This is a genomic window from Streptomyces sp. NPDC050418 (assembly GCF_044458745.1).
Lineage (GTDB): Bacteria > Actinomycetota > Actinomycetes > Streptomycetales > Streptomycetaceae > Streptomyces.
Window position 1 is genome coordinate 150,865 of the sequence record NZ_JBITIG010000005.1, and the last position, 26,447, is coordinate 177,311.

Below are 26,447 nucleotides of genomic sequence, written 5' to 3' on the forward strand. Positions count from 1 at the left end.
CTCGTCGACTTCCTTTCTATGCCTCGGGCTTACGGGCCACCGCGAAGATCCGCCGGAACGGGAACACCGTCCCGTGCGGGCCCGGCGGATAGGCCTTGCGCAGCAGGTCCCGGTACTCCGCGAGGAATTCGCGCGTCGCCTCGGGATCGTCCACGAGCGCCGTGAGCACGGGCCGCAGCGCCGTCCCCTTGACCCAGTCGAGCACCGGGTCGTCCCCGGCGAGCAGCTGGGAGTACGTGGTCTCCCAGACGTCGGTCTCGCAGCCGAGGTCGTTGAGCCGGGTCAGATACTCGGCCGGATCAAGGACGTGCACGAAGCGCCGCCCGTGCTCCCCGAGCCGCTCCCGCCACTGGGGCGCGTCGCACAGCTCGCCGAGCAGGGCGTGGCTGGGCGAGGTGAAGTTGCCGGGGACCTGGAAGGCGAAGGTGCCGCCGGGCCGCAGATGGTCGATCCACAGCGGGAACGATTCGGGGTGGTTGGGCACCCACTGCAGTGCCGCGTTGGACACGATGAGGTCGTAGACGCCGTCGGGCGTCCAGTGCGCGGCGTCGCCGGGCCTGAAGTCCAGCGTGCCGCCGCCGGGCGTGGTGCCCGCGTACTTCTCGGCCTTCCGCAGCATCTCCGGTGAGTTGTCGAAGCCGGTGATACGGGCGGTGGGCCAGCGGTCGGCGAGCAGCGCGGTGACGTTGCCCGGGCCGCAGCCCAGGTCGGCGATGCGTATCGGTATGCCGCCGGATTCCGGGAGTACGGGGATCCGGTTGAGCAGATCGAGGAAGGGGCGGGTCCTGTGTCCCTGGTGGCGCAGATACTGCTGGGGATCCCAGGTTGGTGCGGATGGTGCGGTGTGCATGTTCGAGCTCCCTGCCTGGTACGAGAGGACGAATGGGTCGCCTGCTTCGCGACCATGCCCCAAGCGAACCCGAAATATCTCTTGACGTCAAGAGACTTCATGTCGAGGGACCCCTTACACTGATCGCCATGGAGGACGAGGTCGACAGGCTTGTCGCGGCGTGGCGCCGAGAGCGCCCTGACCTCGACGTGGAACCGCTTGAGGTACTGAGCCGGGTGAGCAGGCTCGCGCGCCATCTCGACCGCGCGCGCCGCATCGCGTTCTCCGAGCACCAGCTCGAGCCATGGGAGTTCGACGTCCTGACGTCGCTGCGCCGCGCGGGCGCCCCGTATCAGCTCTCCCCCGGCCAGCTGCTCCAGCAGACCCTCGTCACGTCCGGCACGATGACCAACCGGATCGACCGGCTCACCAAGAAGGGCCTGGTCGAGCGGCTGCCCGACCCCAGCGACCGGCGTGGTGTCCTCGTCCGCCTGACGCCCGAGGGGCGCGACCGCGCGGACCAGGCGCTCGCGGGTCTGCTCGACCAGGAGCGGGCGATCCTCGCGGAGCTGTCCCGTGCGCAGCGCGGCGAACTGGCGGGGCTGCTACGCCAGTTGACCGCCCCGTTCGACAACATCCCCGGCTAGGTCGACGGGCCCGACCCCGGCCCGGCGCGCGAGCGCGACAGCCGCGAGGGTGGAGTGGACGCCCAGCTTCCCCAGCACGTTCTGCATATGGGTCCGAACGGTGTGCGGTGAAAGGAAGAGGCGCTCGGCGACGGCTTTGCGCCCCAGCCCGGCGACCATGCACCGCAGCACCTCGCGCTCACGCGGCGTCAGCGATTCGACGAGCCGCTCGCTCTCGGTGCGGTGCTTGCGCGCCGCGGTCAGCTCCCGCAGGACGCCGGTGAGCAGCGCGGGCGGCAGATGGGTCTCGTCCCGCAGGACGCCCCGTATGACGGTGAGCAGCCGCGACAGCGAGCAGTCCTTCGCGACCCAGCCGGACGCACCGGCCTGCAGAGCGAGCGCCGCGCGCCGCGGGTCGTCCTTCTCGGCGAGCACCACGGTCCGTACGGAGGGCTGGCCCGTGCGCACGCCTGCGACCAGGGAGATACCGTCCACGAACCCGTCGGGGCCGGGCGGTCCCGGCTCCGCGCCGTCCTGCACGGGCAGCCGTGCGCCCGGCACGGTGCTGCCCAGATCGGCGTCCACGAGCAGCACGTCGAACCGGCGCCCCTCGGTCGCCGCACGCTCCAGGCTGCGCAGCGCCGCAGGGCCGCTGCCGGCCGCGGCGACCTCCACATCGGGCTCGGCGGCGAGGGCCGCGGCGAGCGATTCGGCGAAGATGCGATGGTCGTCGACCACCAGGACCCGGATTCGAACCACGTGAAACCCCCAGGCTCCATCTTCCGGGGAGATGGCGAGGCGGCTGTCACCGCGAGTCCCCGGACCCCCTCAGGGGCGTTCGGCGCAGGTACGGCGTCCGGAGCACGCAGCACCGAGGTCCCACGGCCGCCGCCGTGTGGTGACTGCTACCCCGCTCCGAGCGCCGTACCCGACTGTCTCGCCCCCTGATCGGCACCGGCCCCCACCGGTGCTGAGCATCAGAGTACGGACGCCTGCCGGTCGCGGAAGGGTAATTGCAGAACTGGTGGGACCTGCCTGGTTACCGTGATCCGCATGTTTCGCTTTGTGACAGAAGTCGACAATCAGCGGCGCGAGGAACTGCGTTCAGGGCTCCGCGCGACGAATTCGGAGGCGTCGCCCACCCTGCGGGGCCTGCGGGACACGGGTGTTCTGGACGAAGTCCCGCTGCATGTCTACGCGTTCACGCCGGAGGGTGATCTCGCGGGCGGAGTGGTCGCCCACACGGCGAACGGCTGGCTCGAGCTCGACCTCCTCTGGGTCGACGCACCCCACCGCGGCACGGGCCTCGGCTCGGCCGTCGTGGCCGAGGCCGAGTCGCTGGCCCGCGCGCGGGGTTGTGCCTGGTCGAAGGTGTGGACGTGGGACTTCCAGGCCCCCGGCTTCTACGGGAAGCAGGGATACGAGGTGCAGTGCGTGCTGGAGGACCATCCGCCGGGGGTGCGGGACTTCTTCCTGACGAAGCGGCTGGGGTAGGGGTGCGGCGGCGGAGCCGGACTAAATGCGCCGCGCCCCCGCCGAAGCCACCGCCGTGAACACCCGTGGTTCCGTCAGGGCCGCGGCGGCGAACGCCTCCGTCACCGCCTTCGTCACCTGGTCCGCCAGTGTGTCCTCGACCAGCACGATCGCCGAGCCGCCGAAGCCGCCGCCCGTCATCCGGGCGCCCAGCGCGCCCGCCGCGACCGCCGTCTCCACGACCAGGTCGAGCTCCCGGCAGGAGACTCGGAAGTCGTCGCGCAGGGAGGCGTGGCCCTCGACGAGGAGCGGGCCGATCGCGCGGACGTCACCGGCGTCGAGGAGGGCGATCACCCGCTCCACGCGGTCGTTCTCGGTCACGACGTGGCGGACCAGGGCGCGCACCTCGTCCGAGGACAACCGGTCGAGCGCCGCGGGCAGTTCGGCGACCGGCACGTCCCGCAGGGCCGTCACGCCCAGCTCCGCCGCCCCCGCCTCGCACCCGGCACGCCGCTTGCCGTACTCGCCCTCGCTGTGCGCGTGCTCGACCTGTGTGTCCACCACAAGCAGCCGCAGGCCCAGGGAGGCGAGGTCGAACGGCACCTGCCGCCGGGACAGGTCGCGTGTGTCGAGGAACAGCGCGTGTCCGGCGGTGCAGCAGGCCGAGGCCGTCTGGTCCATGATCCCGGTGGGTGCGCCCACGTAGACGTTCTCGGCGCGCTGGCACAGGCGCGCCAGCTGCTGACGTTCCAGGCCGAGTGAGAACAGGTCGTTGAGGGCGAGCGCGACGACGACCTCCAGGGCCGCCGAGGAGGAGAGGCCCGCCCCGGTCGGCACCGTGGACGACAGATGGACGTCCACACCGCCCACCGCGTGCCCGGCGTCCCGCAGCGCCCAGACCACACCCGCCACGTAGTCCGCCCACCCGGCGGACGCCCCCGGCGCGGGGTCGCTCACCACGACCGCCTCGCCGGGCAGATCCGCCGAGTGCGCCCGTACCGCCGTGTCCGTACGCCGTCCGAACGCCGCCACCGCCGTGTGCGGCAGCGCGAAAGGCATCACGAAGCCGTCGTTGTAGTCGGTGTGCTCACCGATGAGGTTGACGCGCCCGGGCGCCTCCCACACACCCTCGGGCTCGTACCCGTACAGCCGGCTGAACTCCTCGGCAACGCTCACCACTCCACCCCTCCCGGAACCACGACGACTACGAGCGCGACTGCGCGAACGCCCATGCGTCCGCGACGATCCCCGCGAGGTCCGCGCGGGACGGATTCCAGCCGAGCCGCTCGCGTGCGGTGCCGGCGGACGCGACGAGGACGGCGGGGTCGCCGCCGCGGCGCGGGGCCACGACCTCGGGGATCGGGTGGCCGGTGACCTGGCGGACGGTCTCGATGACCTCGCGGACCGAGAAGCCGTTGCCGTTGCCGAGGTTGCAGATCAGATGCTCGCCGGAGCGCGGCGCATCGAGCGCGAGCAGGTGCGCCTCGGCGAGGTCCGCGACGTGGATGTAGTCGCGGACGCAGGTGCCGTCCGGCGTCGGGTAGTCCTCGCCGAAGACGGAGATCGCCTCGCGCCTGCCCTGCGCGACCTGGAGCACCAGCGGGATGAGGTGCGACTCGGGGTCGTGCCGCTCGCCGCAGTTCCCGTACGCACCGGCCACGTTGAAGTACCGCAGCGAGACCGCGGCGAGCCCGTGCGCCGCGCACTCCCCGGTGATCATGTGGTCGACGGCCAGCTTCGAGGCGCCGTACGGGTTGGTCGGCGCGGTCGGGGCGCTCTCCACGATCGGGACCTCGCGCGGCTCGCCGTATGTGGCGGCCGTGGACGAGAAGACCAGCTTGCCCACCTCGGCCGCGCGCATGGCGGCGATCAGCGCCATGGTGCCGCCGACGTTGTTGTCCCAGTACTTCTCCGGCTTCACCACGGACTCGCCGACCTGCGAGAAGGCCGCGAAGTGCAGCACTCCGTCGTACGAGGAATCCAGCCACTTGGCGGCATCACGGATGTCGCCCTCGATGAACTCGGCGCCCGCGGGCACCCCTTCGCGGAAGCCCGTGGAGAGGTTGTCGAGCACGACGACCTGGTGTCCGGCCTCCAGGAGATGTTGCGCGACCACGCTGCCGACATAGCCCGCGCCGCCGGTGACCAGGTACTTGCCGCTCATGAACTCGCTACCTCTCGCAGTCGTTCGGCCGCGGTCTCCGGCGGCACGTCGTTGATGAACACGCTCATGCCGGACTCGGAACCCGCGAGGAACTTCAGCTTGCCGGAAGTGCGGCGAATGGTGAAAAGCTCAAGGTGCAGCGCGAAATCCGCCCGCTCCACGCCGTACGCGTCGAGCGCCGTGAAGGGCGCCTGGTGCCAGGCGGAGATGTACGGCGTCGGCGGCTCCCCGGGGCCGAAGATCCGGTCGAACCTGCGCAAGAGTTCCAGATAGATCTGTGGGAACTCTGTGCGCGCCGCCTCGTCCAGGGCGAGAAGGTCCGGCACGCGCCGCTTCGGGTACAGGTGCACCTCGTACGGCCAGTGCGCGGCGTACGGCACGAAGGCCACCCAGTGCTCGCCGTCGAGGACGATCCGCCGGCCGTCCGCGATCTCGTCGGCGACCAGTTCGTCGAAGAGGTTCGCGCCGTCCGTCGCGGCCTTGTGCGCGCCGAGCGAGCGCAGCATCAGCGCGGTGCGCGGCGTGATGTCCGGGTATCCGTAGATCTGGCCGTGCGGGTGGCCGAGGGTGACGCCGATCTCGGCGCCGCGGTTCTCGAAGCAGAAGACCTGCGCGACGGACGGCAGATGCGAGAGCTCGGCCGTCCGGTCGGTCCACGCGTCGAGCACGAGCCGCGCCTGCCCGGGCGGGAGGTCGGCGAAGGACGCGTCGTGGTCGGAGGTGAAGCAGACGACCTCGCAGCGCCCGGAGTCACCGGCGAGCGAGGGGAAGCGGTTCTCGAAGACCACCACGTCGTACGAGGCGTCGGGGATCTCGCTGCGGCGCTCGCCGCGCGAGGGGCAGAGCGGGCACTCGTCGGCGGGCGGGTGGTAGGTGCGCGCATTGCGGTGCGAGGCGATGGCGACGAAGTCACCGAGGAGCCGGTCCGCACGGATCTGCGAGGTGGTCGCGACCGGATCGAGCGGCCGCCGGTCGACGGCATCGCGCACGACGTCGTCCCGCAGGTCGTAGTGGATGAGCTCACGACCATCGGCGAGCCGCGTCGAGGTCTTCTTCACTGGGGCTGCTCCCTGTCCCACCCACCCAACAGAATCCAACGCAAGAAACCATAACTCAACAGAGCAGGTCAAGGGTCAGCCAGGAAGGGCCCAACAGGACCTCACATCAGGATTCCGGCCCCGCCGGTGCCGCGACGACCGGTGCCGCGCGGTCGAGCAGCCCGGTACGGGCCGCGAGGGCCGCCGCCTCCAGACGCGAACCCACACCCAGCTTCATCAGCACACGCTGCACGTGCGTACGGGCCGTACTCGGGGCGATGCCCATCCCGGCCGCGATCAGCCGGGTGTCCTCGCCGTCGGCGACCCGGACCAGGACCTCCACCTCGCGCGGTGTGAGCATCTGCAGCAGGCGCTGGCCCTCGTCGTCGGGCTGCGCGGCCGGGTTGAGCAGTTCGGAGAACGCGCCCTGGAGCAGCTGGGGCGCGACGGCCGCCTCGCCCGAGCGGGCCTTCATGATGGCCCGCTCGACGCCTTCGATCCGCTCGTCATGGCGTACGTAACCCGAGGCGCCGGCGGCGAACGCGGCCGCTATGCCGCGCGGTGAGGGCACGGGCCCGAGGACCACGACGGCCACCTGCGGACGCTCGCGCTTGATCTTGACGATGGGGTCGAAGATCCCGGGCTCGGCCGGGGTCGACGTACCGATCAGACAGACCTCGGGCGCCCGCTGCACCACAAGTTCCGCCGCGCCCGCGGCGGGTGCGGCGGCGGCGAGCACCCGGTGCCCGCGCAGTTTCAGCGCCGAGGCGAGCGCCTCGGCCAGCAAGCGATGGTCATCGACCACCATCAGCCGCACACCCATCGTGCCTCCCCCATTCCCCCATGCACACCTGTATCGGAGCCCCCCAGCCCCTCATCTCCCGGAAGCTACACGGTTGTTCGACATTGCGCGCCCCCTACCGGCCAGAAGCACCTCGGAACAGCGAATTACCTGCCATTCGGGACGGATACCGAATACGGAATACAGAACGGCCCTGTCCCGGCGGGGACAGGGCCGTTCCGCGAGAACGCTGCTGCTACTTCACGCCGAGCGCCACGACCAGATAGTTCGTGTCGTCCGACGACAGCGGCTTGCTGGCGTACACGTCCGAGATGAACAGCTTCCCGTTCGCGTAGCGGTATTCGGCGTGCGACGTGGAGAAGCTGGTCTCCGCGTCCCGTACCGCCTCGTCGGAGGGGTTCTCCAGGAACACCGTCTGCTTGAAGGACTTCCCGTCGATGCTGACGATCTGGCCGCCCTTGTCGTAGGGCGGGATCTTGTACGCGATGACGTTGTCGCCGTCCATGCGCAGCGGGAAGATCGAGTACTTGTCGCCGGCGTCGGCCTTCTTGCCGGTCGGCTTACCGGTCGCCAGGTCGTACGAGACGATCTCGTTGGTCCGGCCGTACTCGCTGGAGCCCTCGTGCTCCTCGGTGGCGAGGAAGAGCTGGTCCTTGCCGACCGCCAGCTGCGAGCAGGGCTCGGCGTTGGTGGCGTCGCAGTCGCTCATGATCTCTTCCGGGTTGACCGCGATCTTGGCGCGCATCTTGCCGGTCTTGGCGTCGATCGAGAAGTAGTCCGTCGGGCCCTTCGACTCACCGGTCGAGTCGACGGCGACGACCAGCGGGTCGGTCGAGGCGATCGCGGCCCACTTGATGCCCGAGGGCAGCGTGAACGACGAGATCGGCTTGCCCTCGTCGTCGAGCGGCTGCACCTTGCGCGGCGCGTCGTCGAAGTCGGCACCGCAGCGGCTGATCGCGACGAGCGTCTTGCCGCCGCCGTAGCCCTGGTCCTGGCACTTGTCGCTGGCCCGCGGCTGCCACTTGATGCCGCCGGTCTTCAGGTCCCAGGCGGCGCCACCGCTCGCCGAGGACGCGCCGACCAGGTTGCCGCCGACGGTCACCTGGCTGAGGTTCATGTCGGTGTCGGCGTTCTTGGCGCCTTCCTGCCACAGCTTCTTGCCGTTGTCGACGTCGATCGCGGCGACCTGCGTGCAGGGCTTGTACTTGTCGGACTTGGTGGGCTTGCCCTCCTGGAAGAGCACCGCTGTGATGCCGTCCTCCGACACGTGCGGCGAGGAGGAGCAGACCTCACCGTCCAGCGGAATCGTCCACAGCTTCTCGCCGCTGTCCGGCGCGTACCCGACGATCTCGTACATGCCGACCTTGGCGTACGTCTTCTCCGTCAGCCACGAGCCCTTGACGGTGATCGAGTCGTCGCCCTTCACCTCGGGCGCCGGGACGTTGAAGAGGACCTGGCTGTCGCCGGCCGGCTTCTTCTCCTTGCCGCCGCCTCCGCCGCCCTGCTCGCCCTCGCCGCCCTTGGTGCCGCCGTCGGTCTGGCCCTGCTTGGACTCGTCCTTCTTGCCGCCGTCGTCCTTGGTGGCGATGAAGACGCCGCCGCCGATGATCAGGGCGATGGCCACCACGGCAGCGATGATGATCATCATCTGCGTGTTGAGCTTCTTGCCACCGCCGTTCCCGGCAGGCCCGCCGGGAACGGCACCCGGCTGCTGGTAGGTGCCGTACGGCTGCTGCGGCTGGGCGCCGTAGGGCTGCCCGGGCTGCGGCTGACCCGCGGGCGCGCCGTAGCCGATCTGCTGCCCGGGAGCCGGGGTCGGGTAGACCTGGCCGGGCGCCGGTGCCTGCGGGTAGCCGTAACCGGGCTGGCCCGGAGGCGGCGTGGACGGAGGGCCGGCCGGGGGCGGCGGGGTCGCGGGCTGTCCGCTCGGGGGCGGGGGCGTCTGCGGGTAGCCGTAACCGGGGTCCTGCGGGGCGCCGAAACCTCCGGGCGGGGGGTCCTGCGGGGCGCCGAAGCCGCCGGGAGGCGGGTCCTGCGGCGCACCGAAACCTTCGTTGGGTGGCTGGGGCGGCTGTGACATGGGGATCTCTACCTCGGGGAATTGCGGATGTCGGGGACTGTGCCGGGCCCGGCCGCGGACGGTGTGTCCGACAGCCGGGCCCTGTGCGTCACTTACCGAAGGACAGCAGGCGCGCCTGCTCCTCGCTGTCCTTGCCGAGCAGGCGGGACGGCGACATGAAGAACCGGCCGTCGCCGTACGCGAGCGGCCCGCTGAACATCGAGCTCTCCACGGACTGCGCACCACTGGAGTGCTTCTGCAGCACGGTCGGCTTGCCGCCGCCGGGACCGAACTTCACGATCTGGCCGCCCTTGTCGAAGGTGGCGTCGACATACGCGATGAGGTCCGAGCCCTCCACCATCAGCGGAAGCACCTGGCGGTCGGTCACCTTGGAGCGCCACTTGGCCTTGCCGGTGCCGAGGTCGAAGGCGACGACCTCGTTGACGCGGTTGTAGTCACCGGACTTCTCCGCCTCGGTCGCCATGTAGAACGTGTCGCCGCCGGCGACCATCCCGTAGCAGCTCTGCGAGTTCTCCCGGCCGATGCCGAGCCCCAGGCACTGCTGGCGGAAGTTGTCCTTGCCGCCGTCGATCTGGGCGCGCAGCTTGCCGCTGTCGGAGAAGGAGGCGATGGCCCAGGACTTCTCCTCGCGGTTCGTCAGCGAGACGACGATCGGCGACTCGGAGTAGACCCGGTTGACCTCCCAGCCCTTCTTGACCTCGTACCGCCACTTCACCTTGCCGGTCTCGGGGTCGTACTCCTTGAGCTGCTCGTGCTGGTTGGGCTGGCCCGCACTGCAGGAGTCGGAGCCGAGCAGCTTCTTGCCGCCCGCGAAGGCGGACGGGAAGCAGTTGCCCTTGTCCTCCTTCTTGGCCTCCCAGATCTGCTTGCCGTCGTCCACGTTGTACGCGACGCCGGACAGGGAGCGGCCCGCGAGCAGGGTGTCACCGGAGATCACGAGGTCGAGGGTGATGGTGTTGTCGAACGCACCGCCCTCGCCCATCTCCTTGGTCCAGCCCTGCTTGCCGGTGGTGAGGTCGATCATCATCAGCTGCGAGCACTTGGCGCGGTCGCCGTTGCCCGACTTGTGGGCGATGACGACCTTGCCGTCGGGCGTCGTGTGCTTGGGGGTGTCACAGACCTCGAAGGGCAGCTCGATCTTCCACTGCTCCGAGCCGTCCTTCACCGAGAACGCGGTGACCTCGCGGTAGGCGGCCTGGACGACGACGTCGCCCTGCACCCAGATGTCGAAGAGCTCGGCACCGTTGCCCGGCAGGTCCTGCTGGTTCATCGCGAGCCAGGCCGGGACCTCGCCCGCCTTGATGCCGTCGTTGACGGAGGTGTCCTGCTTGCCGGTGCCCTTGCCGTCGCCCTGGTCCACGGACTCCGACGGCTTGGGGTCCTTCTTGCCGCTCGCGCTGGGCTTGGCGACCGGCTCCTTCGGATCGTCGTCCTTCACGAGGAAGAAGACACCGGCGCCGATGACGAGGAGTCCGGCCACGGCCGCCGCCACGATCGCGCCGGGCTTGCCCTTGAAGAACCGCCCGAAGCCGCCGCCCTGGCCGCCGGGCGCACCCGGACCGCCCGGACCGCCGGGCGCGGGCGCGCCGGGGTACTGGGCCTGCTGCGGATAGCCGTAACCGGGCTGCTGCTGCGTGTACGGACCCGCGGGCTGCGCGTAAGGGCCGGCGGGCTGCGTGTACGGACCCGAGGGCTGGGAGTAGGGGCCCGGCTGGGTGGACGGCTGGTCGGCCGGTCCCTGCGGGTACCCGTATCCGGGCTGAGGAGTGGGAGCTGCGGGCTGCACCGGCGGCTGGGCCGGAGGCGGCGGCGGAGTGCCGGGCTGCTGCGGCTGCTCCGGTCCCCCGAATCCCCCGGGTGGCTGCGACGGTGGTCCTGGCGGCTGGGGCGGCTGGCTCATCGGTCGGACTACCTCATCACGCGGGACCCGCTGCCCGGCCGGCCTCCCCCGCAATTCCGGTGAGCTTCAGAGCTTCTGAAATCCTCCCGGAAAGGAGCGAATCGGGCATGGTTCCCGCAACTCTGCTTCACTTCGGCGGGAGTTCTTTCTATCACCCGGCCCGCGCATGCCGAGGGCCGGTCGCTCCCCTGTTCCCAAGGGAGGACCGGCCCGTGATACGGCTGTTACTGCGGACGGGTGAACCGCCCGCGCCCGCCTACGAGGCGTCCTCGGCGAGCTCCAGCCACCGCATCTCCAACTCCTCGCGCTCCCCGGCGAGTTCCCTCAACCGGGTGTCGAGCTCGGCGACCTTGCCGAAGTCGGTGGCGTTCTCGGCGATCTGAGCGTGGAGCTTTGTCTCGCTCTGGGTAATTTTGTCCAACTGCCGCTCGATCTTCTGCAGTTCCTTCTTGGCCGCGCGCTGGTCCGCCGCGGACTTCCCGGGCGCGGGCGCGGCGGGTGCCACCGGGGTGGCCGCGGCGGCGGCCGCGTCGATGACGCGCTGACGGCGCTCCAGGTACTCGTCGAGGCCGCGCGGAAGCATCCGCAGGGTGGCGTCGCCGAGCAGCGCGAACACCTTGTCGGTGGTGCGCTCGATGAAGAAACGGTCGTGCGAGATCACGATCAGCGAGCCCGGCCAGCCGTCGAGGAGGTCCTCCAGCTGCGTCAGGGTCTCGATGTCGAGGTCGTTGGTCGGCTCGTCGAGGAAGAGGACGTTGGGCTCGTCCATCAGGAGCCGGAGGATCTGCAGCCGGCGCCGCTCGCCGCCGGACAGGTCGCCCACCGGGGTCCACTGCTTCTCCTTCGAGAAGCCGAACTGCTCGCACAGCTGGCCCGCGGTCATCTCACGGCCCTTGCCGAGATCGACGCGGTCGCGGACCTGCTGCACCGCCTGCAGGACGCGGGTGTCCGGGTCGAGCTCGCCCACCTCCTGCGAGAGGTACGCGAGCCGGACCGTCTTGCCGACGACGACCTTTCCGGCCACCGGCTGCTTCTCCCCATCGCTGCGGGCCGCCTCGGCGAGCGCGCGCAGGAGGGAGGTCTTGCCCGCGCCGTTGACGCCGACGAGACCGATGCGGTCGCCGGGGCCGAGCTGCCACGTCAGATGCTTGAGCAGCACCTTGTCGCCGGCCTGCACGGAGACGTCCTCGAGGTCGAAGACCGTCTTGCCGAGCCGGGCACTCGCGAACTTCATCAGCTCGCTGGTGTCACGCGGCGGCGGCACGTCGGCGATCAGCTCGTTGGCGGCCTCGATGCGGTAGCGCGGCTTGGAGGTACGGGCCGGGGCGCCGCGGCGCAGCCAGGCCAGCTCCTTGCGCATCAGGTTCTGCCGCTTGGTCTCCTCGGTCGCGGCGATCCGCTCCCGCTCGGCCCGCGCGAACACGTAGTCGCTGTAGCCGCCCTCGTACTCGAAGACATCGCCCTTCTGCACATCCCACATGCGGGTGCAGACCTGGTCGAGGAACCAGCGGTCGTGCGTCACGCACACGAGCGCGGAGCGGCGTTCCTGCAGATGCTTCGCGAGCCAGGAGATGCCCTCGACGTCGAGGTGGTTCGTGGGCTCGTCCAGGACGATCAGGTCCTGCTCCTCGATGAGCAGCTTCGCGAGCGCGATCCGTCGCCGCTCACCGCCGGACAGCGGCCCGATCACGGTGTCGAGGCCCTGCGGGAAGCCGGGCAGGTCGAGCCCGCCGAACAGGCCCTGCAGCACGTCACGGATCTTGGCGCTGCCCGCCCACTCGTGGTCGGCCATGTCGCCGATGACCTCGTGGCGGACGGTGGCCTCGGGGTCGAGCGAGTCGTGCTGCGTGAGCACGCCGAGGCGCAGCCCGCCGCTGTGCGTGACGCGGCCGGTGTCGGCCTCCTCCAGCTTGGCGAGCATCCGGATCAGGGTGGTCTTGCCGTCCCCGTTGCGCCCCACGACCCCGATCCGGTCCCCTTCGGAGACGCCGAGCGAGACTCCGTCGAGCAGGGCACGGGTGCCGTACACCTTGCTCACGGACTCGACATTGACCAGATTGACGGCCATTTCACTCCTGTACGGGGGTCACGGATCGACCTTGCGGTCGGCCTACCAGGGTAGTCGGAGCGCGGGGCGGGATATCGTGCGGCGATCTCCCGGGGGGCGGGAGCGTGATCTCAAGGGGCGGGAAGCAGCATCATGCGCAGCGCGGTGGTACGGGGAATGGCGGCGGCAGCCGTGGCGGTCGGCCTGGTTGCGGGGTGCTCGGGCGGCGGCGACGGAAAGGCCGGTGACGACGGGAAGGCCGGTAAGGGCACCAATGCCTCCGAGCAGGCGAGCACGGTCGGGTCCAAGGGCTCGGCGTGCGAACTGCCGGTGACCTTCGGGATCGCGGCGAAGTGGAAGCCCTCGGCCATCGACACCACCCCCGACCCCGACGCCGACGGCGAACTCGCCGAGACGCTCACCGAGGATGAGATGGCCGAGCTCCTCGAGGGTCTCGCCACGCGCGGCCCGGTCATCGCGAGCTGCGAGATCAGCGCCAAGGCGACCGGGAAGATCGGCTTCCTGCGGACGTACATCGAGATGCCCGAGGCAGGAGCCGACCCGCGCACGGTCCTCGAGGGTTTCGTCGCCGAGGCCGAGGAGCACGCCGACGAGAAGTACACCTCGTTCAAGGCGGGTTCCGCGGAGGCGGTGGAGGTCGTCTACTCGGAGCTCGACCCGCTCTTCGAGGAGCGGCGCACCACCCGCGCCTTCGCGGTCGGCACCCCCGAGGGAACGGTCGTGGTGGCGCTCGGGGGTTCGGACCAGGGCGACGAGAAGGTCGTGCTGCCCGCGTACGAGCTAGCGAAGGAGTCGGTGCGGGTCTCCGGCTGAGCGGAGGCCGGGGTGAGGGACGCCCTCCCGGAGCTGCCCCCACCCCCGCTGCTCAGACCCGGCCCTTGCCCGCCCGCTCCACCAGGAACCACCCCGCCAGCGCCATCGCGACGGAGGCCGGAGCCGTGACGCGGAACGCGATCAGCAGGGCCGACCGTCCTTCGAGCAGGTCGCCGTAGCCGACCATCGACAGGCCTAGGACGCCGAAGAGGCACAGGGCGATACCGAGCGCGGCCAGCGGGCCCGAGCCGGCGGCGCGGGTGGTGGTGGCGCGCGTGGTCGTGTGAGCGGCCGGTGCCGGGCGTTCGAAGCTGCGGAACGCCGCGACCAGCAGCGCCGTGAGGACCGCGGCCGCCGCCATCCGCAGCGGCACCTGCGCCCACCAGGCGGCTGTCGCGGGCGCGGGCAGGGTGACGTCGAGGCCGATGAGGACGCCGTACACGCCGAGCATCGCCGTCAGGTGCCACAGGAACGCGGTCATGGAGATGCCGTTCGCGGCGACGACCGTCCGCCAGACCTTGGGCCGCTCGAGCCACCGCACGGCCGGGCGCCGCACCAGTTCCACCGCGCCGACCAGCCACAGCCCGTGGCAGAGCAGGGCGAAGGTGGGAGGGGCCATGTTCGAGATCTTCTCGCCGGGCATGCCGACCATGCTCAGCGGATACGGGCCGAAGGCGACGAGCGCGCCGGCGCCGAGGAGTCCGGTGGCGGCGAGCACGGACGGCATCCGGAGCTTTCCGTCGGCGCGCAGGAAGCCGAGCTGGTGGATCGCGAGCCAGACGAACGCGAAGTTCAGGAACTCCAGGTACGGCACCCCTGCGGCGAACCGCAGCACGTCCACCGCCGCGGCCGCCGCGACGAGACCGCCGAAGGCCGCCCAGCCGTGGCGCTCGTGCAGCTTGAGCAGGGGCGGGGTGAAGGCGACCATCGCGAGATAGATCCCGATGAACCACAGCGGCTGGGGCACGAGCCGCAGCGTGATGTCCGCCAGGTGCGGGCTGCCGCCGATGAGTTGGAGGATGAGCGCGGCGGCGCCCCACACCAGGATGAACACCATGGTGGGCCGCAGCAGCCGCTGCAGGCGCGCGCGCAGGAAGGCCGCGTACACCGAGGTGCCCTCGGACTTGCGCTCCAGGGACCGGTAGGACAGCGCGTGCGAGAACCCGCCGACGAAGAAGAACACGGGCATGATCTGCAGCGCCCAGGTGAGCACCTGCAGCTGCGGCACCTTGGCGAGCAGGTTGCCGATCTGCAGCTGCCCCGCGTCGTCGGTGCTGACGACCGCCATCAGCCAGTGCCCGATCACGACGGTCCCGAGCGAGGCGACCCGGAGCAGGTCCATGTACCGGTCCCGGGTGACCGGGGTCTTGTCTGCGAGCTCGCGCGCGGTGGATGCCATGGGGACACCGTCGCGCGCGGCCATGGGCGCCGGTCAGGGCTCAGCTACTCAGTTCGACGTGAGTACGTTCAGACCACGGTCGCCCCTGGCGCGGGGCCCGAGGTCACCCGCGCCGCGCGGCACGTGCCCGAGGCGAGCAGCGCGGCCGCCACCGCCTCCGCGCCCTCCGCGGACTTCGCGAGGAAGGCCGTGGTCGGGCCCGAGCCCGAGACCAGCGAGGCGAGCGCGCCCGCCTCGGCGCCGACGGCGAGGGTCCTGGCCAGCCCCGGGAAGAGCGAGAGGGCCGCGGGCTGGAGGTCATTGACGACCGTGGCCGCGAGGCCCACCGCGTCCCCGTCGCGCAGCGCGGCGAGCAGGGAGGGTGACGCGACCGGCGCCGGGACCTCTGTACCGGCCGTCAGACGGTCGAACTCGCCGTACACCGCGGGCGTGGAGAGTCCGCCGTCGGCGAGCGCGAACACCCAGTGGAAGGAGCCGCCGACCGGCAGCGGTTCGAGCAGTTCGCCGCGCCCGGTGCCGAGCGCCGCGCCGCCGAGCAGCGAGAACGGTACGTCGCTGCCCAACTCGGCGCAGATGTCGAGGAGTTCACGGCGCGAGGAGCCGAGCCCCCACAGCGCGTCACAGGCGAGCAGCGCGCCCGCCCCGTCCGCGGAGCCGCCCGCCATGCCGCCCGCGACGGGGATGTCCTTGGCGATGTGGAGGTGGACATCGGCCGGGATCCCGTGCCGCGCGGCGAGCGCGAGGGCCGCGCGGGCCGCCAGGTTCGAGGCGTCGAGCGGGACCTGGTGGGCGTCCGGGCCCGAGCAGGTGATCCTGAGCCCGTCGGCCGGGGTGACCGTGACCTCGTCGTACAGGCCGACGGCCAGGAAGACGTTCGCCAGGTCGTGGAAGCCGTCGGGCCGCGCGGCACCGACCGCCAGCTGCACATTGACCTTGGCGGGTACGCGGACGGTGACGCTCACGCCGTGGCCTCCGCGGTCGGGTCCGCCTTGTGCTCGGCGATCCGCGCGAACTCCTCGACGGTCAGCGCCTCGCCGCGCGCCTGCGGGGAGATCCCGGCGGCGACCAGGGCCTGCTCGGCCGCGGCGGCGGAACCCGCCCAGCCGGCGAGCGCGGCGCGCAGGGTCTTGCGGCGCTGGGCGAACGCGGCGTCGACGACCGCGAACACTTCCTGGCGCGTGGCCGTGGTCTTCACCGGCTCGGTGCGCCGCACCAGCGCGACGAGTCCGCTGTCGACGTTGGGCGCGGGCCAGAACACGTTGCGCCCGATCGCGCCCGCCCGCTTCACCTCCGCGTACCAGTTGGCCTTCACGGACGGCACGCCGTACACCTTGTTGCCGGGCTGTGCGGCGAGCCGGTCGGCGACCTCGGACTGGACCATGACCAGGGTGCGTTCGATGCTCGGGAAGGTCGCGAGCATGTGCAGCAGGACGGGCACGGCGACGTTGTACGGCAGGTTCGCAACCAGGGCCGTCGGGGCCGGTCCCGGCAGTTCCCGTACGAGCATCGCGTCCGAGTGCACCAGCGCGAAGCGGTCGGCGCGCGCGGGCATCCGGGCCTCGATGGTGGCGGGCAGCGCGGCGGCGAGCGTGTCGTCGATCTCCACGGCGACCAGCCGGTCGGCGGCCTCCAGGAGCGCGAGCGTCAGCGAGCCGAGGCCCGGGCCGATCTCGACGACCACGTCGTCGGGGCGTACGCCCGCGGTGCGGACGATACGGCGGACGGTGTTCGCGTCGATGACGAAGTTCTGGCCGCGCTGCTTGGTCGGGCGTACGCCCAGGGCTGCGGCCAGTTCGCGGATGTCGGCGGGCCCGAGGAGGGGGCCGGTCTCGTCGGACTCAGTGGTGCTCACCGTTCAAGGTTACGGTGCGGCCGGGGCGGGGCTGCCCGCTCAGCTGTGCAGCCGCCCCCCGCAGTGCGGCCACGGGCTGGCTCCCCGCTGTACGTACAGCTTCTTCGCGCGGAAGGTCTGCTCCGCCGCCGGGGCGTCCTGGGGACGGCCCGATCCGCCGAGGCCCTGCCAGGTTCGCGTGTCGAACTGGTAGAGGCCCCCGTACGTGCCCGAGGGGTCCGTCGCGTTGGGGCGGCCGCCCGATTCGCAGGCCGCGAGCGAGGACCAGTTGAGGCCGTCCGCGCCGCTCACCGAGGACGGCAGCGGCTTCGTGCCGACCCTGACGAGCTGTGGCTCCGGCTCGCGCACCACCTCCGTGCGCAGCCGCTTCGGCTTCTGCTTCACGCCGTTGACGGTCCGCAGCGCGTACGTGACCCGTCGTACGCCCTGCCGTCCCGGCTCGGCCACGACCTCCGTGCCGGAGAACTGCGTCGGGTCCTGGGTGCGCCGGACCGCGAACGGGATCGGCTCCTCGCGCACCTCCTTGCTGCCGGTGATCCGCATGACGGTCACCGTCTGCCCGTCGCGCGGGAAGCTGTCAGGCTGCACGGACGTGGTGTCCTGGCCGCGCAACGAGATCCCGGCCTGCTCGACGGCCTCGCGCACGGTCGCCGCGTTCGTGCGGATGGTGCGCTCGCGGCCGTCCGCCATGATCGTGACCGTGCGTTCGGTGCGGATGTCGAGCTCGAGCCCGCCGCGGGCGATCCGCTTCGAGCGCGACGCCGACAGATACGCGCCCTCGGCGCGCACCCCGAGCTGGCGCAGCGCCCCGTCGACGGTTTCCTCGGTCGTCCAGACCTTGCGCCGCTGCCCGTCGAGCGTGAGGTGCACGGGCCGCCCGTAGCGCACCACCACCTCGTCGCCGCTGGCCAGTTCGGTGCCGGGGGCCGGTGCGACCACATCGTGCGCGCCGACGGCGAGACCCTCGTCGGCGACGAGTTCGGCGACGTCGTCGGCGAAGGTGTGCAGGGTGCGCTCCTGGCCGTCGACCGTGAGCTTCACGGCCTTGTCCTGTGCGACGAACGCGCTGGTGCCGCCCGCGAGGAACGCGACGACGAGCGCCTGCGGCACCAGCCGGCGCAGCTCGGGCCGCTCGGAGGATTTCCGCCGCCGCGCGGCCTTGCGCGCCGCGGCCCGCCCGGGGCGGGGGACGGAGATCGGCGCTGTCACCGTCAGGGCCGACTGCCGCGGGAACTCACCCCGCGTCTCGTACGCGGGCTGGTACGGGTCGGGGGCGTACGGATCCGGGGCGTAAGGCTCGGGGGCGTACGGTTCCGGGGCGTACGGCTCGGGGGCGTACGGCTCCCGCTCGTACGGCTCCGGCGCATGCCGCTGCTGCTCGCGCACCCCGTAGGGGTCGTACGAAGTCCCATGGCTCACGACGTCGCTCCAGGCTCCAGGGGTCCCGATCAAGCGGGGAGAACCTAGCGGAGCTTTCGTCACTCTCCCAAGCGACGCGACTACACAGTGTCGCGAGCGGCGCCGATGTTATCCGTCAGTAATCGAACGCTCGCGCGGTGTTCGCCGCGATCGCCTCTGCGAGCACGTCCTCCGTCACGTCCGCGACGAGTGCCATCGCCCGCAGCGTGATCGGAATGAGATAGGGCGCGTTGGGCCGTCCGCGGTACGGCGCGGGCGTCAGGAAGGGGGCGTCGGTCTCGACGAGCACCAGGTCCAGCGGCGCGACGGCGAGCGCGTCCCGCAGATGCTGGGCGTTCTTGAAGGTGACGTTGCCCGCGAACGACATGAAGTAGCCGTTCTGCGCGCAGAGTTGGGCCATCGCCGCGTCACCGGAGTAGCAGTGGAAGACGGTCCGTTCGGGCGCGCCCTCCTCCTTGAGGATCCGCAGCACGTCGGCGTGCGCGTCGCGGTCGTGGATGACCAGCGCCTTGCCGTGCCGCTTGGCGATCTCGATGTGCGCGCGGAAGGACTTCTCCTGCGCGGCCTTGCCCTCGGGCCCGGTGCGGAAGTAGTCGAGCCCGGTCTCGCCGACGCCCTTGACGTGCGGCAGCGCGGCGAGCCGGTCGATCTCGGCGAGCGCCTCGTCGAGCCCGGCGTCCCCGAGCGGCTCGCGCGCGCCTTGGCGCGACCAGCCGTCGGGGTCGCCGTGCACGATGCGCGGCGCCTCGTTGGGGTGAAGCGCGACGGTGGCGTGCACGGCGCGGTACGCCGCCGCCGTGTCGGCCGCCCACTGCGAGCCCTTGAGGTCGCAGCCGACCTGCACCACGGTCGTCACACCGACCGACGCGGCCTTGGCGAGCCCTTCCTCGACGGTGCCGTCCTGCATGTCGAGGTGCGTGTGCGAGTCCGCGACGGGGATGCGCAGCGGCTCGGGCAGGGGCGGGGGTGCGTCCTTGGGGCTCATGCCCCCGATCCTGCCCTACCGCTGCGCGCAGGCCGTTGAAGGCCCTACTGCTGCCTGCCCTTGAAGGGGTGGAGAAGGTCGGAGAGGTGCCAGTGGTGCTCGGCCCCGGACGCGGCCTCTTCCGCCCCGGCCGCCGCCGGGCGGTCCTTGTGGTGGCTCTGGCGGGACAGCAGGTCGAGGATCGAGGAGACCTGCCCGGCCTGCATGATGCGGACGACATGCCCGCCGCAGTTGAGACAGGTGGGCCGGCTCAGCGGCGACGGGACACGCTGCCCGCCCGCCTTGTAGAGCACGAATTCATTGCCCTTGCCGTCGACGTAATGCTCGATGTCGTACGACTGCTCCCAGCCGTGGCCACAGCGCATGCAGGCGAACGCGTACGACTCGTGAACGGTGGCGATCGGGTGGGTCGGCAGGCTGGTCGGGTCCACGGAAGGTTGTGCTGCGGCGTCGATGTCGGCGGCGCGGCCGGTGATCTCACTCATGCCAGCTCCTCTTGTCCCTCGGACAAGTACGTCCGGGGTCATCCACGTGCGAAGGAACCGATGGGGTTCCTTCATCCAGTGGACGCCTCGTCCGGCCGGAATGCATCAGACCTGTCGACTATTGGAGCGCTTTTGGGCGCCTCATGTGGAAAGAGGCCGATGCCCGGCTTAGCCTTTGCTTTTCACGATAGTCCTTTGCCGTCCTTTGGCGACCGGCCGGCGGCATTCTTTGCCGCGACGACGGCATCGAAGACCTCGCGCTTGGGCAGCCCCGCTTCGACCGCGACGGCCGCGATGGCCTCCTTGCGCCGCTCCCCCGCCTCCTCGCGTACCTGCACCCGGCGCACCAGCTCGTCCGCGTCCAGCTCGGCGACCGTCTCGGGGGCGCCCTCGACGACGACGGTGATCTCGCCGCGTACGCCCTCGGCCGCCCAGGCGGCCAGCTCGCCGAGTGAGCCGCGCTTGACCTCCTCGTACGTCTTGGTCAGCTCGCGGCAGACGGCGGCGCGGCGCTCGGCGCCGAAGGCCTCGGCCATCGCGGCGAGGGTGTCGTCGAGGCGGTGCGGGGCCTCGAAGTAGACGAGCGTGCGCCGCTCGTCGGCGACCTCGCGCAGCCGCGACATGCGCTCGCCGGCCTTGCGCGGCAGGAAGCCCTCGAAGCAGAAGCGGTCGACGGGCAGGCCGGAGAGCGCGAGCGCGGTGAGCACCGCGGACGGTCCCGGCACGGCGGTGACCTTGATGTCCTTCTCGACGGCGGCCGCGACGAGGCGGTAGCCGGGGTCGGACACGGAGGGCATCCCTGCGTCGGTGACCAGGAGCACCCGGGCGCCGTCGGCGAGCGCCTCGACCAGCTCGGGCGTACGGGCCGACTCGTTGCCCTCGAAGTACGAGACGACACGGCCGGTGGTCTGCACCCCGAGCGCCTGGGTGAGGCGGCGCAGCCGGCGCGTGTCCTCGGCGGCGACGATGTCGGCGCTCTCCAGCTCGGCGGCGAGGCGGGGCGGTGCGTCGGCGGTGTCGCCGATGGGCGTGCCGGCCAGGACGAGGGTTCCTTGCGTTCCTGTCACGCGTCCATCCTCGCAGGCCTCCCGCGGCCCATGGACCGACACCGTCCGCATCCCCGGCGGGCCGTGCCGGGGACGTGCACAGCCGGGTTCCCTACGATGGCGCGGTGACCAGTGCTCCGTCCCCACCCACAAGGGACTCCACCGCCCGGCCGCCCGGCGATGCCCCCGACGAGCCGCAGACGCGCGACTGGCTGCCGCGGCTGCGCAGATTCGGGTACACCGCACGGCCCGTGGACGACGTGGGACTGCGTCTGGACCCGCCGTACGCGGAGCCGAATCCGCGCCTGTGGGCGCTGCTCAGGGTGCACCCCGCCTCCCGCGCCGCCCGGTCGGTCGGCTGGGGCGGCCCGCTGCTCGTCGCGCTGTTCGCGGGGATCCTGCGCTTCTGGCAGCTGGGCAAGCCGAATGCGGTGATATTCGACGAGACGTACTACGCGAAGGACGCATGGGCCCTGCTCAAGCGGGGGTACGAGGTCCGCTGGCCCGAGAAGTACAACGACACGGTCATCGACCTCGGCTCGAACGTCCCGGTCGGCCACGACCCCTCGTACGTCGTGCATCCGCCGATGGGCAAGTGGGTCATCGCGGCCGGTGAGTGGCTCTTCGGACTCACCCCGTTCGGCTGGCGCTTCATGGTGGCGCTGCTCGGCACGCTCTCGGTCCTGATGGTGTGCCGCGTCGGACGCCGGATGTTCCGCTCGACGTTCCTGGGCTGCCTGGCCGGTCTGCTGCTCGCGGTCGACGGTCTGCACTTCGTGATGAGCCGGACCGCGCTGCTCGACCTGCCGCTGATGTTCTTCGTGCTGGCCGCGTTCTGCGCGCTGGTGATCGACCGGGACAAGGCGAGGGCCCGGCTCGCGGCGGCCCTGCCGATGGACGACGAAGGGGTCGTACGGCCCGACGCGTCGATCGCGGAAACGCTCCGCCTGGGCCGGCGGCCGTGGCGGATCGTGGCCGGTGTCGCGCTCGGCCTGGCCTTCGCCACCAAGTGGAACGGCGGCATCTTCCTGGCCGCGTTCGGCCTGATGACGGTCCTGTGGGACGTGGGGGCGCGCCGGACCGCGGGGGCCCGGCGGCCGTATCTCACGGTCCTCAAGCGGGATGTGCTGCCCGCGTTCGTCTCCACGGTGCCGGTCGCGGTCGTCACCTACCTCGCGACCTGGACCGGCTGGCTGCTCAACACGGCGCCCGGCGACCGCGGTTATCTGCGCGAGTGGGGCGCGGACCATCCGTCGAGCGGGGTCGGCGGGCTGCTGCCCGACTGGTGGCGCAGCCTGTGGCACTACTCGCACCAGGTCTGGGAGTTCCATGTCGGGCTGACCACCCCGCACGACTACGAGTCGAACCCGTGGAGCTGGCTGGTCCTGGGCCGCCCGGTCTCGTACTACTACGAGTCACCGGCGCCGGGCGCCGAAGGCTGTCCGGCCGACGCCCGCGAGAAGTGCGCGAGCGAGGTCCTCGCGCTCGGCACCCCCCTCCTGTGGTGGGCCGCCTGCTTCGCGATCCTCTACGTGCTGTGGCGCTGGTTCTTCCGGCGCGACTGGCGCGCGGGCGCCATCGCGGCCGCGTTCGCCGCGGGTTTCGTGCCCTGGCTCAACTACCAGGAACGCACGATCTTCCTCTTCTACGCGGTCGTCTTCATTCCGTATCTGTGCCTGGGGCTCGCGATGATGATCGGCGCGATGATCGGGCGCGCGGGGTCGAGTGAACGGCGGCGTGTGGTCGGTGTGGTGGGGGCGGGTGTTCTCGTCCTTCTCATCATCTGGAACTTCATTTATTTCTGGCCTCTCTATACGGCCCATCCCATTCCGGTGGATTCCTGGCGGGCGAGGATGTGGTTCGACACCTGGGTTTAGCCGGGTGATGACCGGGTGGGTATAACCTGCTCCCCGATAACTTCCTGAACGTGTTCAACCTGCGTTCGGGACTCCTGGGGAGGGGAGCGCAGCGATGCGCAATGGAGTCAAGACAAGCCTGGTCGGCGGAGTTTTCACCGTGATGGTGGGAGTTGCCGGTTATGGCGCGTTCAATCTTTACAACGGGGTGACCGGGGGGTCGTCCCCGACCGGTTCGGATTCCGCTCCGAGTTCGGGTCCGGTGACCGAAGAGGAAGTACGGAAGACTGTCGCGTCCTTCTTCGGACAGTGGGAGAAGGGGGAGGCGGACGCGGCCGCCGAGTTCACCAACAACCCCGTAGCGGCGGGCAGTGTGCTGCATTCCTTCGTGGGCGCCGACATCACGAAGGTGAAGATCGCTGCGGGCAAGGCGAAGGGCACGACGGTGCCGTTCTCGGTGAAGGCGACGGTGTCGTACGAGGGGAAGTCCAAGCCCCTTGCGTACAAGAGCGAGTTGAAGGTCGTCCGGGGCAAGAGCACCGGGCGCGCGCTCGTCGACTGGCAGCCGGCCGTGATCCATCCGCAGCTGAAGAAGGACGACACCTTCGAGGCGGGCGAGGCGGCGACCCCGCAGATCGAGGCCGTGGACCGGGACGGCAAGGTGCTCGACCGGGACACGTACCCGTCACTCGGGCCGGTCCTGGACCAGCTGCGGGAGAAGTACGAGAGCAAGGCGGGCGGCAAGCCCGGCATCGAGCTGTGGATCGAGCGGAAGAATCCCTCGGAGGTCAACCCGACCCTGGTGACGCTGCAGAAGGGCGAGCCGGGGAAGCTGAGGACGACGCTGAGCGCCCGGGTGCAGGCCGCCGCCGAGAAGGCCGTGCAGTCCAAGGCCAAGTCCTCGGTGGTGGCGATCCAGCCGAGCACCGGGCAGGTGCTCGCGGTGGCCAACCAGGAACCCGGGGACAACGCGGCGTTCATGGGACGGCTGGCTCCCGGCTCCACGATGAAGATCGTGACGGCGGCCACCTTCATCGACAACGGTGTCGCCGGGCCGGGCACCACGATCCCCTGCAAGCCGAGCATCGTCTACCGCAGCCAGACCTTCGGCAATCTGCCCGGCCTCGCACCGAACGAGGGCGCCACGCTCGCCGACAGCTTCAAGCGCTCCTGCAACACCGCCTTCATCAAGGGCATCGCGCACGACAACCTGAACGACAACTCGCTGACCCAGGAGGCCGCCAAGTTCGGCATCGGCACCGAGTGGCACACCGGCATCCGTTCGTACGACGGCTCGGTGCCCGCGGCCGACACATCGGACCGTGCGGCGAACGCGATCGGCCAGGGCGTGGTGCAGATGAACCCGCTCACCATGGCGTCCGTGGTGGCCACGGTGAAGGGCGGCGGCACGTTCCGCCAGCCGGTGATCGTGCCCACCTCGTACGGGATCGAGCGGGCCACGGCGAGCGGCATCGGGACGGGCACGGCCGGCCAGGTGGCCCAGATGATGCGGGCGACCGCACGCTCCGGCTCCGCCGCGGGCGCGATGAGCGGCCTCGGCGGTGACATCGGTGCCAAGACCGGCTCCGCCGAGGTGGGCGGGCAGGAGAAGCCGAACAGCTGGTTCGCCGGTTTCCGCGACGACATCGCGGTGGCCGCCGTCGTCGTCGAGGGCGGCCGCGGCGGCGAGGCCGCCGGTCCCATCGTGGCGCAGGTGCTGGCCGCGGGCTGAGAGCCTGCCCTGAACGCTGACGCGGGCGGGGCCCTTCACAGAAGGGTCCCGCCCGTCAAGCGGAGCAGGCGCACTCATCGAAGACCTATAGGGTGCCCCGGAGTCGGGCACGCGGCAGGGCAAGGCGGAGGAACTGGTGGGCAAGCGAGGGCGCTCGGGCGAGCAGAACGCCATGAGCAAGGAGACCAAGGTCGCGCTGATCGCGGTCACGGCCGGTGCCGTGGTCGCGGGCATCGGCATCACGGCGTACGCCCTCGTCGGCGGCGGGGCCGACGATGACGCCGACCAGCCGCTCTCGCCGAAGGAACTGCAGGCGAAGCCGCTGACGAAGGCGGAGGTCCAGGAGGCTTCGGGGAAGTTCCTCGACGCGTGGGCCAAGGGCGACGCCGCGGGCGCGGCGGCCCTCACCGATGACGCGGGGGCCGCACAGAGCGCGCTCGCCTCGTACGAGAAGGACGCGCATCTGACCGGTGTGAAGTTCACGCCCGGCAAGGGCGCGGGCGCCAAGGTGCCGTTCAAGGTCGCCGCGACGGTGTCGTACGAGGGAAAGTCCAAGCCCTACGCGTACGACTCGGCACTGACCGTGGTGCGGACGACGAAGGGCACCCCGGTCGTCGCCTGGCAGCCGTCGGTGCTGCACCCGGGGCTCAAGGAGGGTGACATCCTGCGCGCGGGCGCGGCCGGGACCCCGCCGATCAAGGCCGTGGACCGCAACGGCGGGGAGATCACCGCCGAGAAGTACCCCTCGCTCGGGAACGTGCTCGACGGGCTGCGCGAGAAGTTCGGCGAGAAGGCGGGCGGCAGCGCGGGGATCGAGCTGCAGATCGTGCGCGCCGAGCCGGAGAAGGACGCCGAGGGCGACGCGGCGAAGAGCAAGGATGACGGGAAGGCGCTCCCGGACAAGACCCTGCTGACGCTCTCCGAGGGCACCCCGGGCACCGTGAAGACCACCATCAGTCCGGCCGCGCAGGCGGCCGCCGAGCGTGAGGTGGCCAAGCGCAGCCGGGCCGCGATCGTGGTGCTCAAGCCGAGCACCGGCGAGATCCTGGCGGCGGCGAACTCGAACCCGTCCGGCATGAACGTCGCGCTGCAGGGTTCGCTCGCGCCCGGTTCGACGATGAAGATCGTGACGGCGTCGATGCTCCTGGAGAAGGGGCTCGCGGGGATCGACAAGCCGCATCCGTGCCCGAAGTACTTCACGTCCGGCGGCTGGAAGTTCCAGAACGTCGAGAAGTTCGAGATCAAGAACGGCACGTTCCGCTCCAGCTTCGCCGCGTCCTGCAACACGGCCTTCATCTCGCAGGCCGGCAAGCTGGCCGACAACGATCTGACGAAGCAGACGCAGGAGGTCTTCGGCCTCGGGCGCGGCAACTGGTCGATCGGCGTGCCGAGCTTCGACGGCGCGGTGCCGGTGCAGTCGGCGGCGCAGAAGGCGGCCTCGCTGATCGGGCAGGGCGGGGTGCGGATGAACCCGCTGAACGTCGCGTCGATCATCGCCACCGCCAAGACCGGCGTCTTCAAGCAGCCCTACCTCGTCTCGCCGGAGGTCGACGGCCGTCAACTGGCCACCGCCCCGCGCAAGATGGACGCCAAGGCGCACGCGCAGCTGCGGGAACTCCTCGCGTACACGGCGACGTCGGGCTCCGCGGCCGAGGCGATGGCCTCGGTCGGCGGGGACATCGGCGGCAAGACCGGTTCGGCGGAGGTCGACGGGCAGGAGAAGCCCAACGGCTGGTTCACGGCCTGGCGCGGGGACACGGCGGCGGCCGCGGTGATGCAGGAGGGCGGGCGCGGCGGCAAGTCGTCGGGGCCGCTGGTGGCTTCGGTGCTCAAGGCCGTGGGGTAGCAACGGGGTGGTCCGCGAAGTGACGCATCGGTAAC

22 protein-coding genes are annotated in these 26,447 nt (G+C 70.9%); 6 read left to right on the forward strand and 16 right to left on the reverse strand.

What is annotated here, in order from left to right; translation table 11 throughout:
* Nucleotides 1-16: 16 nt before the first annotated feature.
* On the reverse strand, nt 17-850 hold the full coding sequence (locus tag ACIBI4_RS13455; protein WP_399203927.1) for a trans-aconitate 2-methyltransferase: 834 nt from the start codon (nt 848-850) through the stop codon (nt 17-19).
* Between the two features lie 128 nt (nt 851-978).
* Between ACIBI4_RS13455 and ACIBI4_RS13460 the strand changes: the two genes are divergently transcribed.
* Nucleotides 979-1,476, forward strand: coding sequence for a MarR family winged helix-turn-helix transcriptional regulator (locus ACIBI4_RS13460; RefSeq protein WP_399203928.1), 498 nt, complete (start codon nt 979-981; stop codon nt 1,474-1,476).
* Here ACIBI4_RS13460 and ACIBI4_RS13465 read toward each other — a convergent pair.
* Entirely contained in the window at nt 1,435-2,214 is a 780-nt protein-coding gene (locus ACIBI4_RS13465) for a LuxR C-terminal-related transcriptional regulator (RefSeq protein WP_399203929.1), read from the reverse strand. The two genes, ACIBI4_RS13460 and ACIBI4_RS13465, sit on opposite strands and share 42 nt — an antisense overlap.
* A gap of 306 nt (nt 2,215-2,520) precedes the next feature.
* Here ACIBI4_RS13465 and ACIBI4_RS13470 point away from each other — a divergent pair, with 306 nt between their 5' ends.
* Nucleotides 2,521-2,949 (forward strand): GNAT family N-acetyltransferase, encoded by a 429-nt coding sequence (locus tag ACIBI4_RS13470; protein WP_399203930.1) that lies wholly within the window; start codon nt 2,521-2,523, stop codon nt 2,947-2,949.
* A 21-nt stretch (nt 2,950-2,970) separates the two neighbouring features.
* Here ACIBI4_RS13470 and galK read toward each other — a convergent pair whose 3' ends face one another.
* The 7 genes from galK to ACIBI4_RS13505 all read right to left on the reverse strand — a co-directional run bounded on the left by galK (nt 2,971) and on the right by ACIBI4_RS13505 (nt 12,979).
* Nucleotides 2,971-4,104 carry a galactokinase gene (gene galK / locus ACIBI4_RS13475; RefSeq protein WP_399203931.1) on the reverse strand — a complete coding sequence of 378 codons (1,134 nt, stop codon included), beginning with the start codon at nt 4,102-4,104 and terminating at the stop codon, nt 2,971-2,973.
* A 28-nt stretch (nt 4,105-4,132) separates the two neighbouring features.
* Nucleotides 4,133-5,092, reverse strand: a complete 960-nt coding sequence (galE, locus tag ACIBI4_RS13480; RefSeq protein ID WP_399203933.1) for a UDP-glucose 4-epimerase GalE — start codon at nt 5,090-5,092, stop codon at nt 4,133-4,135.
* The gene (galT, locus tag ACIBI4_RS13485; protein ID WP_399203934.1) at nt 5,089-6,150 is read right to left on the reverse strand and encodes a galactose-1-phosphate uridylyltransferase; all 1,062 of its coding nucleotides are present in this window, start codon (nt 6,148-6,150) and stop codon (nt 5,089-5,091) included. The genes galE and galT overlap by 4 nt, the downstream gene beginning before the upstream one ends.
* Nucleotides 6,151-6,256: 106 nt before the next feature.
* On the reverse strand, nt 6,257-6,952 hold the full coding sequence (locus ACIBI4_RS13490; RefSeq protein WP_399203935.1) for a LuxR C-terminal-related transcriptional regulator: 696 nt from the start codon (nt 6,950-6,952) through the stop codon (nt 6,257-6,259).
* Nucleotides 6,953-7,166: 214 nt separating this feature from the next.
* Nucleotides 7,167-9,011 (reverse strand): PQQ-binding-like beta-propeller repeat protein, encoded by a 1,845-nt coding sequence (locus tag ACIBI4_RS13495; RefSeq protein ID WP_399203936.1) that lies wholly within the window; start codon nt 9,009-9,011, stop codon nt 7,167-7,169.
* An 88-nt stretch (nt 9,012-9,099) separates the two neighbouring features.
* Nucleotides 9,100-10,911, reverse strand: coding sequence for a PQQ-binding-like beta-propeller repeat protein (locus ACIBI4_RS13500; RefSeq protein WP_399203937.1), 1,812 nt, complete (start codon nt 10,909-10,911; stop codon nt 9,100-9,102).
* Between the two features lie 256 nt (nt 10,912-11,167).
* On the reverse strand, nt 11,168-12,979 hold the full coding sequence (locus tag ACIBI4_RS13505; protein WP_399203938.1) for an ABC-F family ATP-binding cassette domain-containing protein: 1,812 nt from the start codon (nt 12,977-12,979) through the stop codon (nt 11,168-11,170).
* 132 nt (nt 12,980-13,111) lie between these two features.
* Here ACIBI4_RS13505 and ACIBI4_RS13510 point away from each other — a divergent pair, with 132 nt between their 5' ends.
* The gene (locus ACIBI4_RS13510) at nt 13,112-13,792 is read left to right on the forward strand and encodes a lipoprotein (protein WP_399203939.1); all 681 of its coding nucleotides are present in this window, start codon (nt 13,112-13,114) and stop codon (nt 13,790-13,792) included.
* Nucleotides 13,793-13,844: 52 nt separating this feature from the next.
* On the opposite strand, the gene ACIBI4_RS13515 is transcribed toward ACIBI4_RS13510, so the two are convergent.
* The 7 genes from ACIBI4_RS13515 to rsmI all read right to left on the reverse strand — a co-directional run bounded on the left by ACIBI4_RS13515 (nt 13,845) and on the right by rsmI (nt 20,999).
* Nucleotides 13,845-15,191 (reverse strand): acyltransferase, encoded by a 1,347-nt coding sequence (locus tag ACIBI4_RS13515; RefSeq protein WP_399203940.1) that lies wholly within the window; start codon nt 15,189-15,191, stop codon nt 13,845-13,847.
* A gap of 68 nt (nt 15,192-15,259) precedes the next feature.
* Complete coding sequence (locus ACIBI4_RS13520; protein WP_399203942.1) at nt 15,260-16,153, reverse strand: 4-(cytidine 5'-diphospho)-2-C-methyl-D-erythritol kinase; 894 nt, start codon at nt 16,151-16,153, stop codon at nt 15,260-15,262.
* Nucleotides 16,150-17,043, reverse strand: a complete 894-nt coding sequence (gene rsmA, locus ACIBI4_RS13525; RefSeq protein ID WP_399203944.1) for a 16S rRNA (adenine(1518)-N(6)/adenine(1519)-N(6))-dimethyltransferase RsmA — start codon at nt 17,041-17,043, stop codon at nt 16,150-16,152. Before rsmA ends, ACIBI4_RS13520 begins: the two co-directional genes overlap by 4 nt.
* A gap of 39 nt (nt 17,044-17,082) precedes the next feature.
* A complete protein-coding gene (locus ACIBI4_RS13530) occupies nt 17,083-18,462 on the reverse strand; it encodes a ubiquitin-like domain-containing protein (RefSeq protein ID WP_399203945.1) in 1,380 nt (459 codons plus the stop codon).
* Between the two features lie 115 nt (nt 18,463-18,577).
* Entirely contained in the window at nt 18,578-19,447 is an 870-nt protein-coding gene (locus ACIBI4_RS13535; RefSeq protein ID WP_399203946.1) for a TatD family hydrolase, read from the reverse strand.
* A 44-nt stretch (nt 19,448-19,491) separates the two neighbouring features.
* The gene (locus ACIBI4_RS13540; RefSeq protein WP_399203947.1) at nt 19,492-19,932 is read right to left on the reverse strand and encodes a hypothetical protein; all 441 of its coding nucleotides are present in this window, start codon (nt 19,930-19,932) and stop codon (nt 19,492-19,494) included.
* A gap of 182 nt (nt 19,933-20,114) precedes the next feature.
* Complete coding sequence (gene rsmI / locus ACIBI4_RS13545; RefSeq protein ID WP_399203948.1) at nt 20,115-20,999, reverse strand: 16S rRNA (cytidine(1402)-2'-O)-methyltransferase; 885 nt, start codon at nt 20,997-20,999, stop codon at nt 20,115-20,117.
* A 104-nt stretch (nt 21,000-21,103) separates the two neighbouring features.
* On the opposite strand from rsmI, the gene ACIBI4_RS13550 reads away from it, so the two are divergent.
* From ACIBI4_RS13550 to ACIBI4_RS13560, 3 genes are all read left to right on the forward strand, one after another.
* Nucleotides 21,104-22,855, forward strand: a complete 1,752-nt coding sequence (locus tag ACIBI4_RS13550) for a dolichyl-phosphate-mannose--protein mannosyltransferase (RefSeq protein ID WP_399203949.1) — start codon at nt 21,104-21,106, stop codon at nt 22,853-22,855.
* Nucleotides 22,856-23,096: 241 nt separating this feature from the next.
* On the forward strand, nt 23,097-24,566 hold the full coding sequence (locus tag ACIBI4_RS13555) for a penicillin-binding transpeptidase domain-containing protein (protein ID WP_399203950.1): 1,470 nt from the start codon (nt 23,097-23,099) through the stop codon (nt 24,564-24,566).
* A 136-nt stretch (nt 24,567-24,702) separates the two neighbouring features.
* The gene (locus tag ACIBI4_RS13560; protein WP_399203951.1) at nt 24,703-26,412 is read left to right on the forward strand and encodes a penicillin-binding transpeptidase domain-containing protein; all 1,710 of its coding nucleotides are present in this window, start codon (nt 24,703-24,705) and stop codon (nt 26,410-26,412) included.
* The last annotated feature ends 35 nt before the right edge of the window (nt 26,413-26,447 follow it).

Excerpts from the sequence above, each read along its gene's own strand:
- ACIBI4_RS13505 (WP_399203938.1), bottom strand. The coding sequence starts at position 12,979 with ATGGCCGTCAATCTGGTCAATGTCGAGTCCGTGAGCAAGGTGTACGGC.
- galE (WP_399203933.1), bottom strand. The coding sequence starts at position 5,092 with ATGAGCGGCAAGTACCTGGTCACCGGCGGCGCGGGCTATGTCGGCAGC.
- ACIBI4_RS13515 (WP_399203940.1), bottom strand. The coding sequence starts at position 15,191 with ATGGCATCCACCGCGCGCGAGCTCGCAGACAAGACCCCGGTCACCCGG.
- ACIBI4_RS13540 (WP_399203947.1), bottom strand. The coding sequence starts at position 19,932 with ATGAGTGAGATCACCGGCCGCGCCGCCGACATCGACGCCGCAGCACAA.
- ACIBI4_RS13535 (WP_399203946.1), bottom strand. The coding sequence starts at position 19,447 with ATGAGCCCCAAGGACGCACCCCCGCCCCTGCCCGAGCCGCTGCGCATC.
- ACIBI4_RS13500 (WP_399203937.1), bottom strand. The coding sequence starts at position 10,911 with ATGAGCCAGCCGCCCCAGCCGCCAGGACCACCGTCGCAGCCACCCGGG.
- ACIBI4_RS13460 (WP_399203928.1), top strand. The coding sequence starts at position 979 with ATGGAGGACGAGGTCGACAGGCTTGTCGCGGCGTGGCGCCGAGAGCGC.
- ACIBI4_RS13455 (WP_399203927.1), bottom strand. The coding sequence starts at position 850 with ATGCACACCGCACCATCCGCACCAACCTGGGATCCCCAGCAGTATCTG.
- ACIBI4_RS13490 (WP_399203935.1), bottom strand. The coding sequence starts at position 6,952 with ATGGGTGTGCGGCTGATGGTGGTCGATGACCATCGCTTGCTGGCCGAG.
- ACIBI4_RS13495 (WP_399203936.1), bottom strand. The coding sequence starts at position 9,011 with ATGTCACAGCCGCCCCAGCCACCCAACGAAGGTTTCGGTGCGCCGCAG.
- ACIBI4_RS13510 (WP_399203939.1), top strand. The coding sequence starts at position 13,112 with ATGCGCAGCGCGGTGGTACGGGGAATGGCGGCGGCAGCCGTGGCGGTC.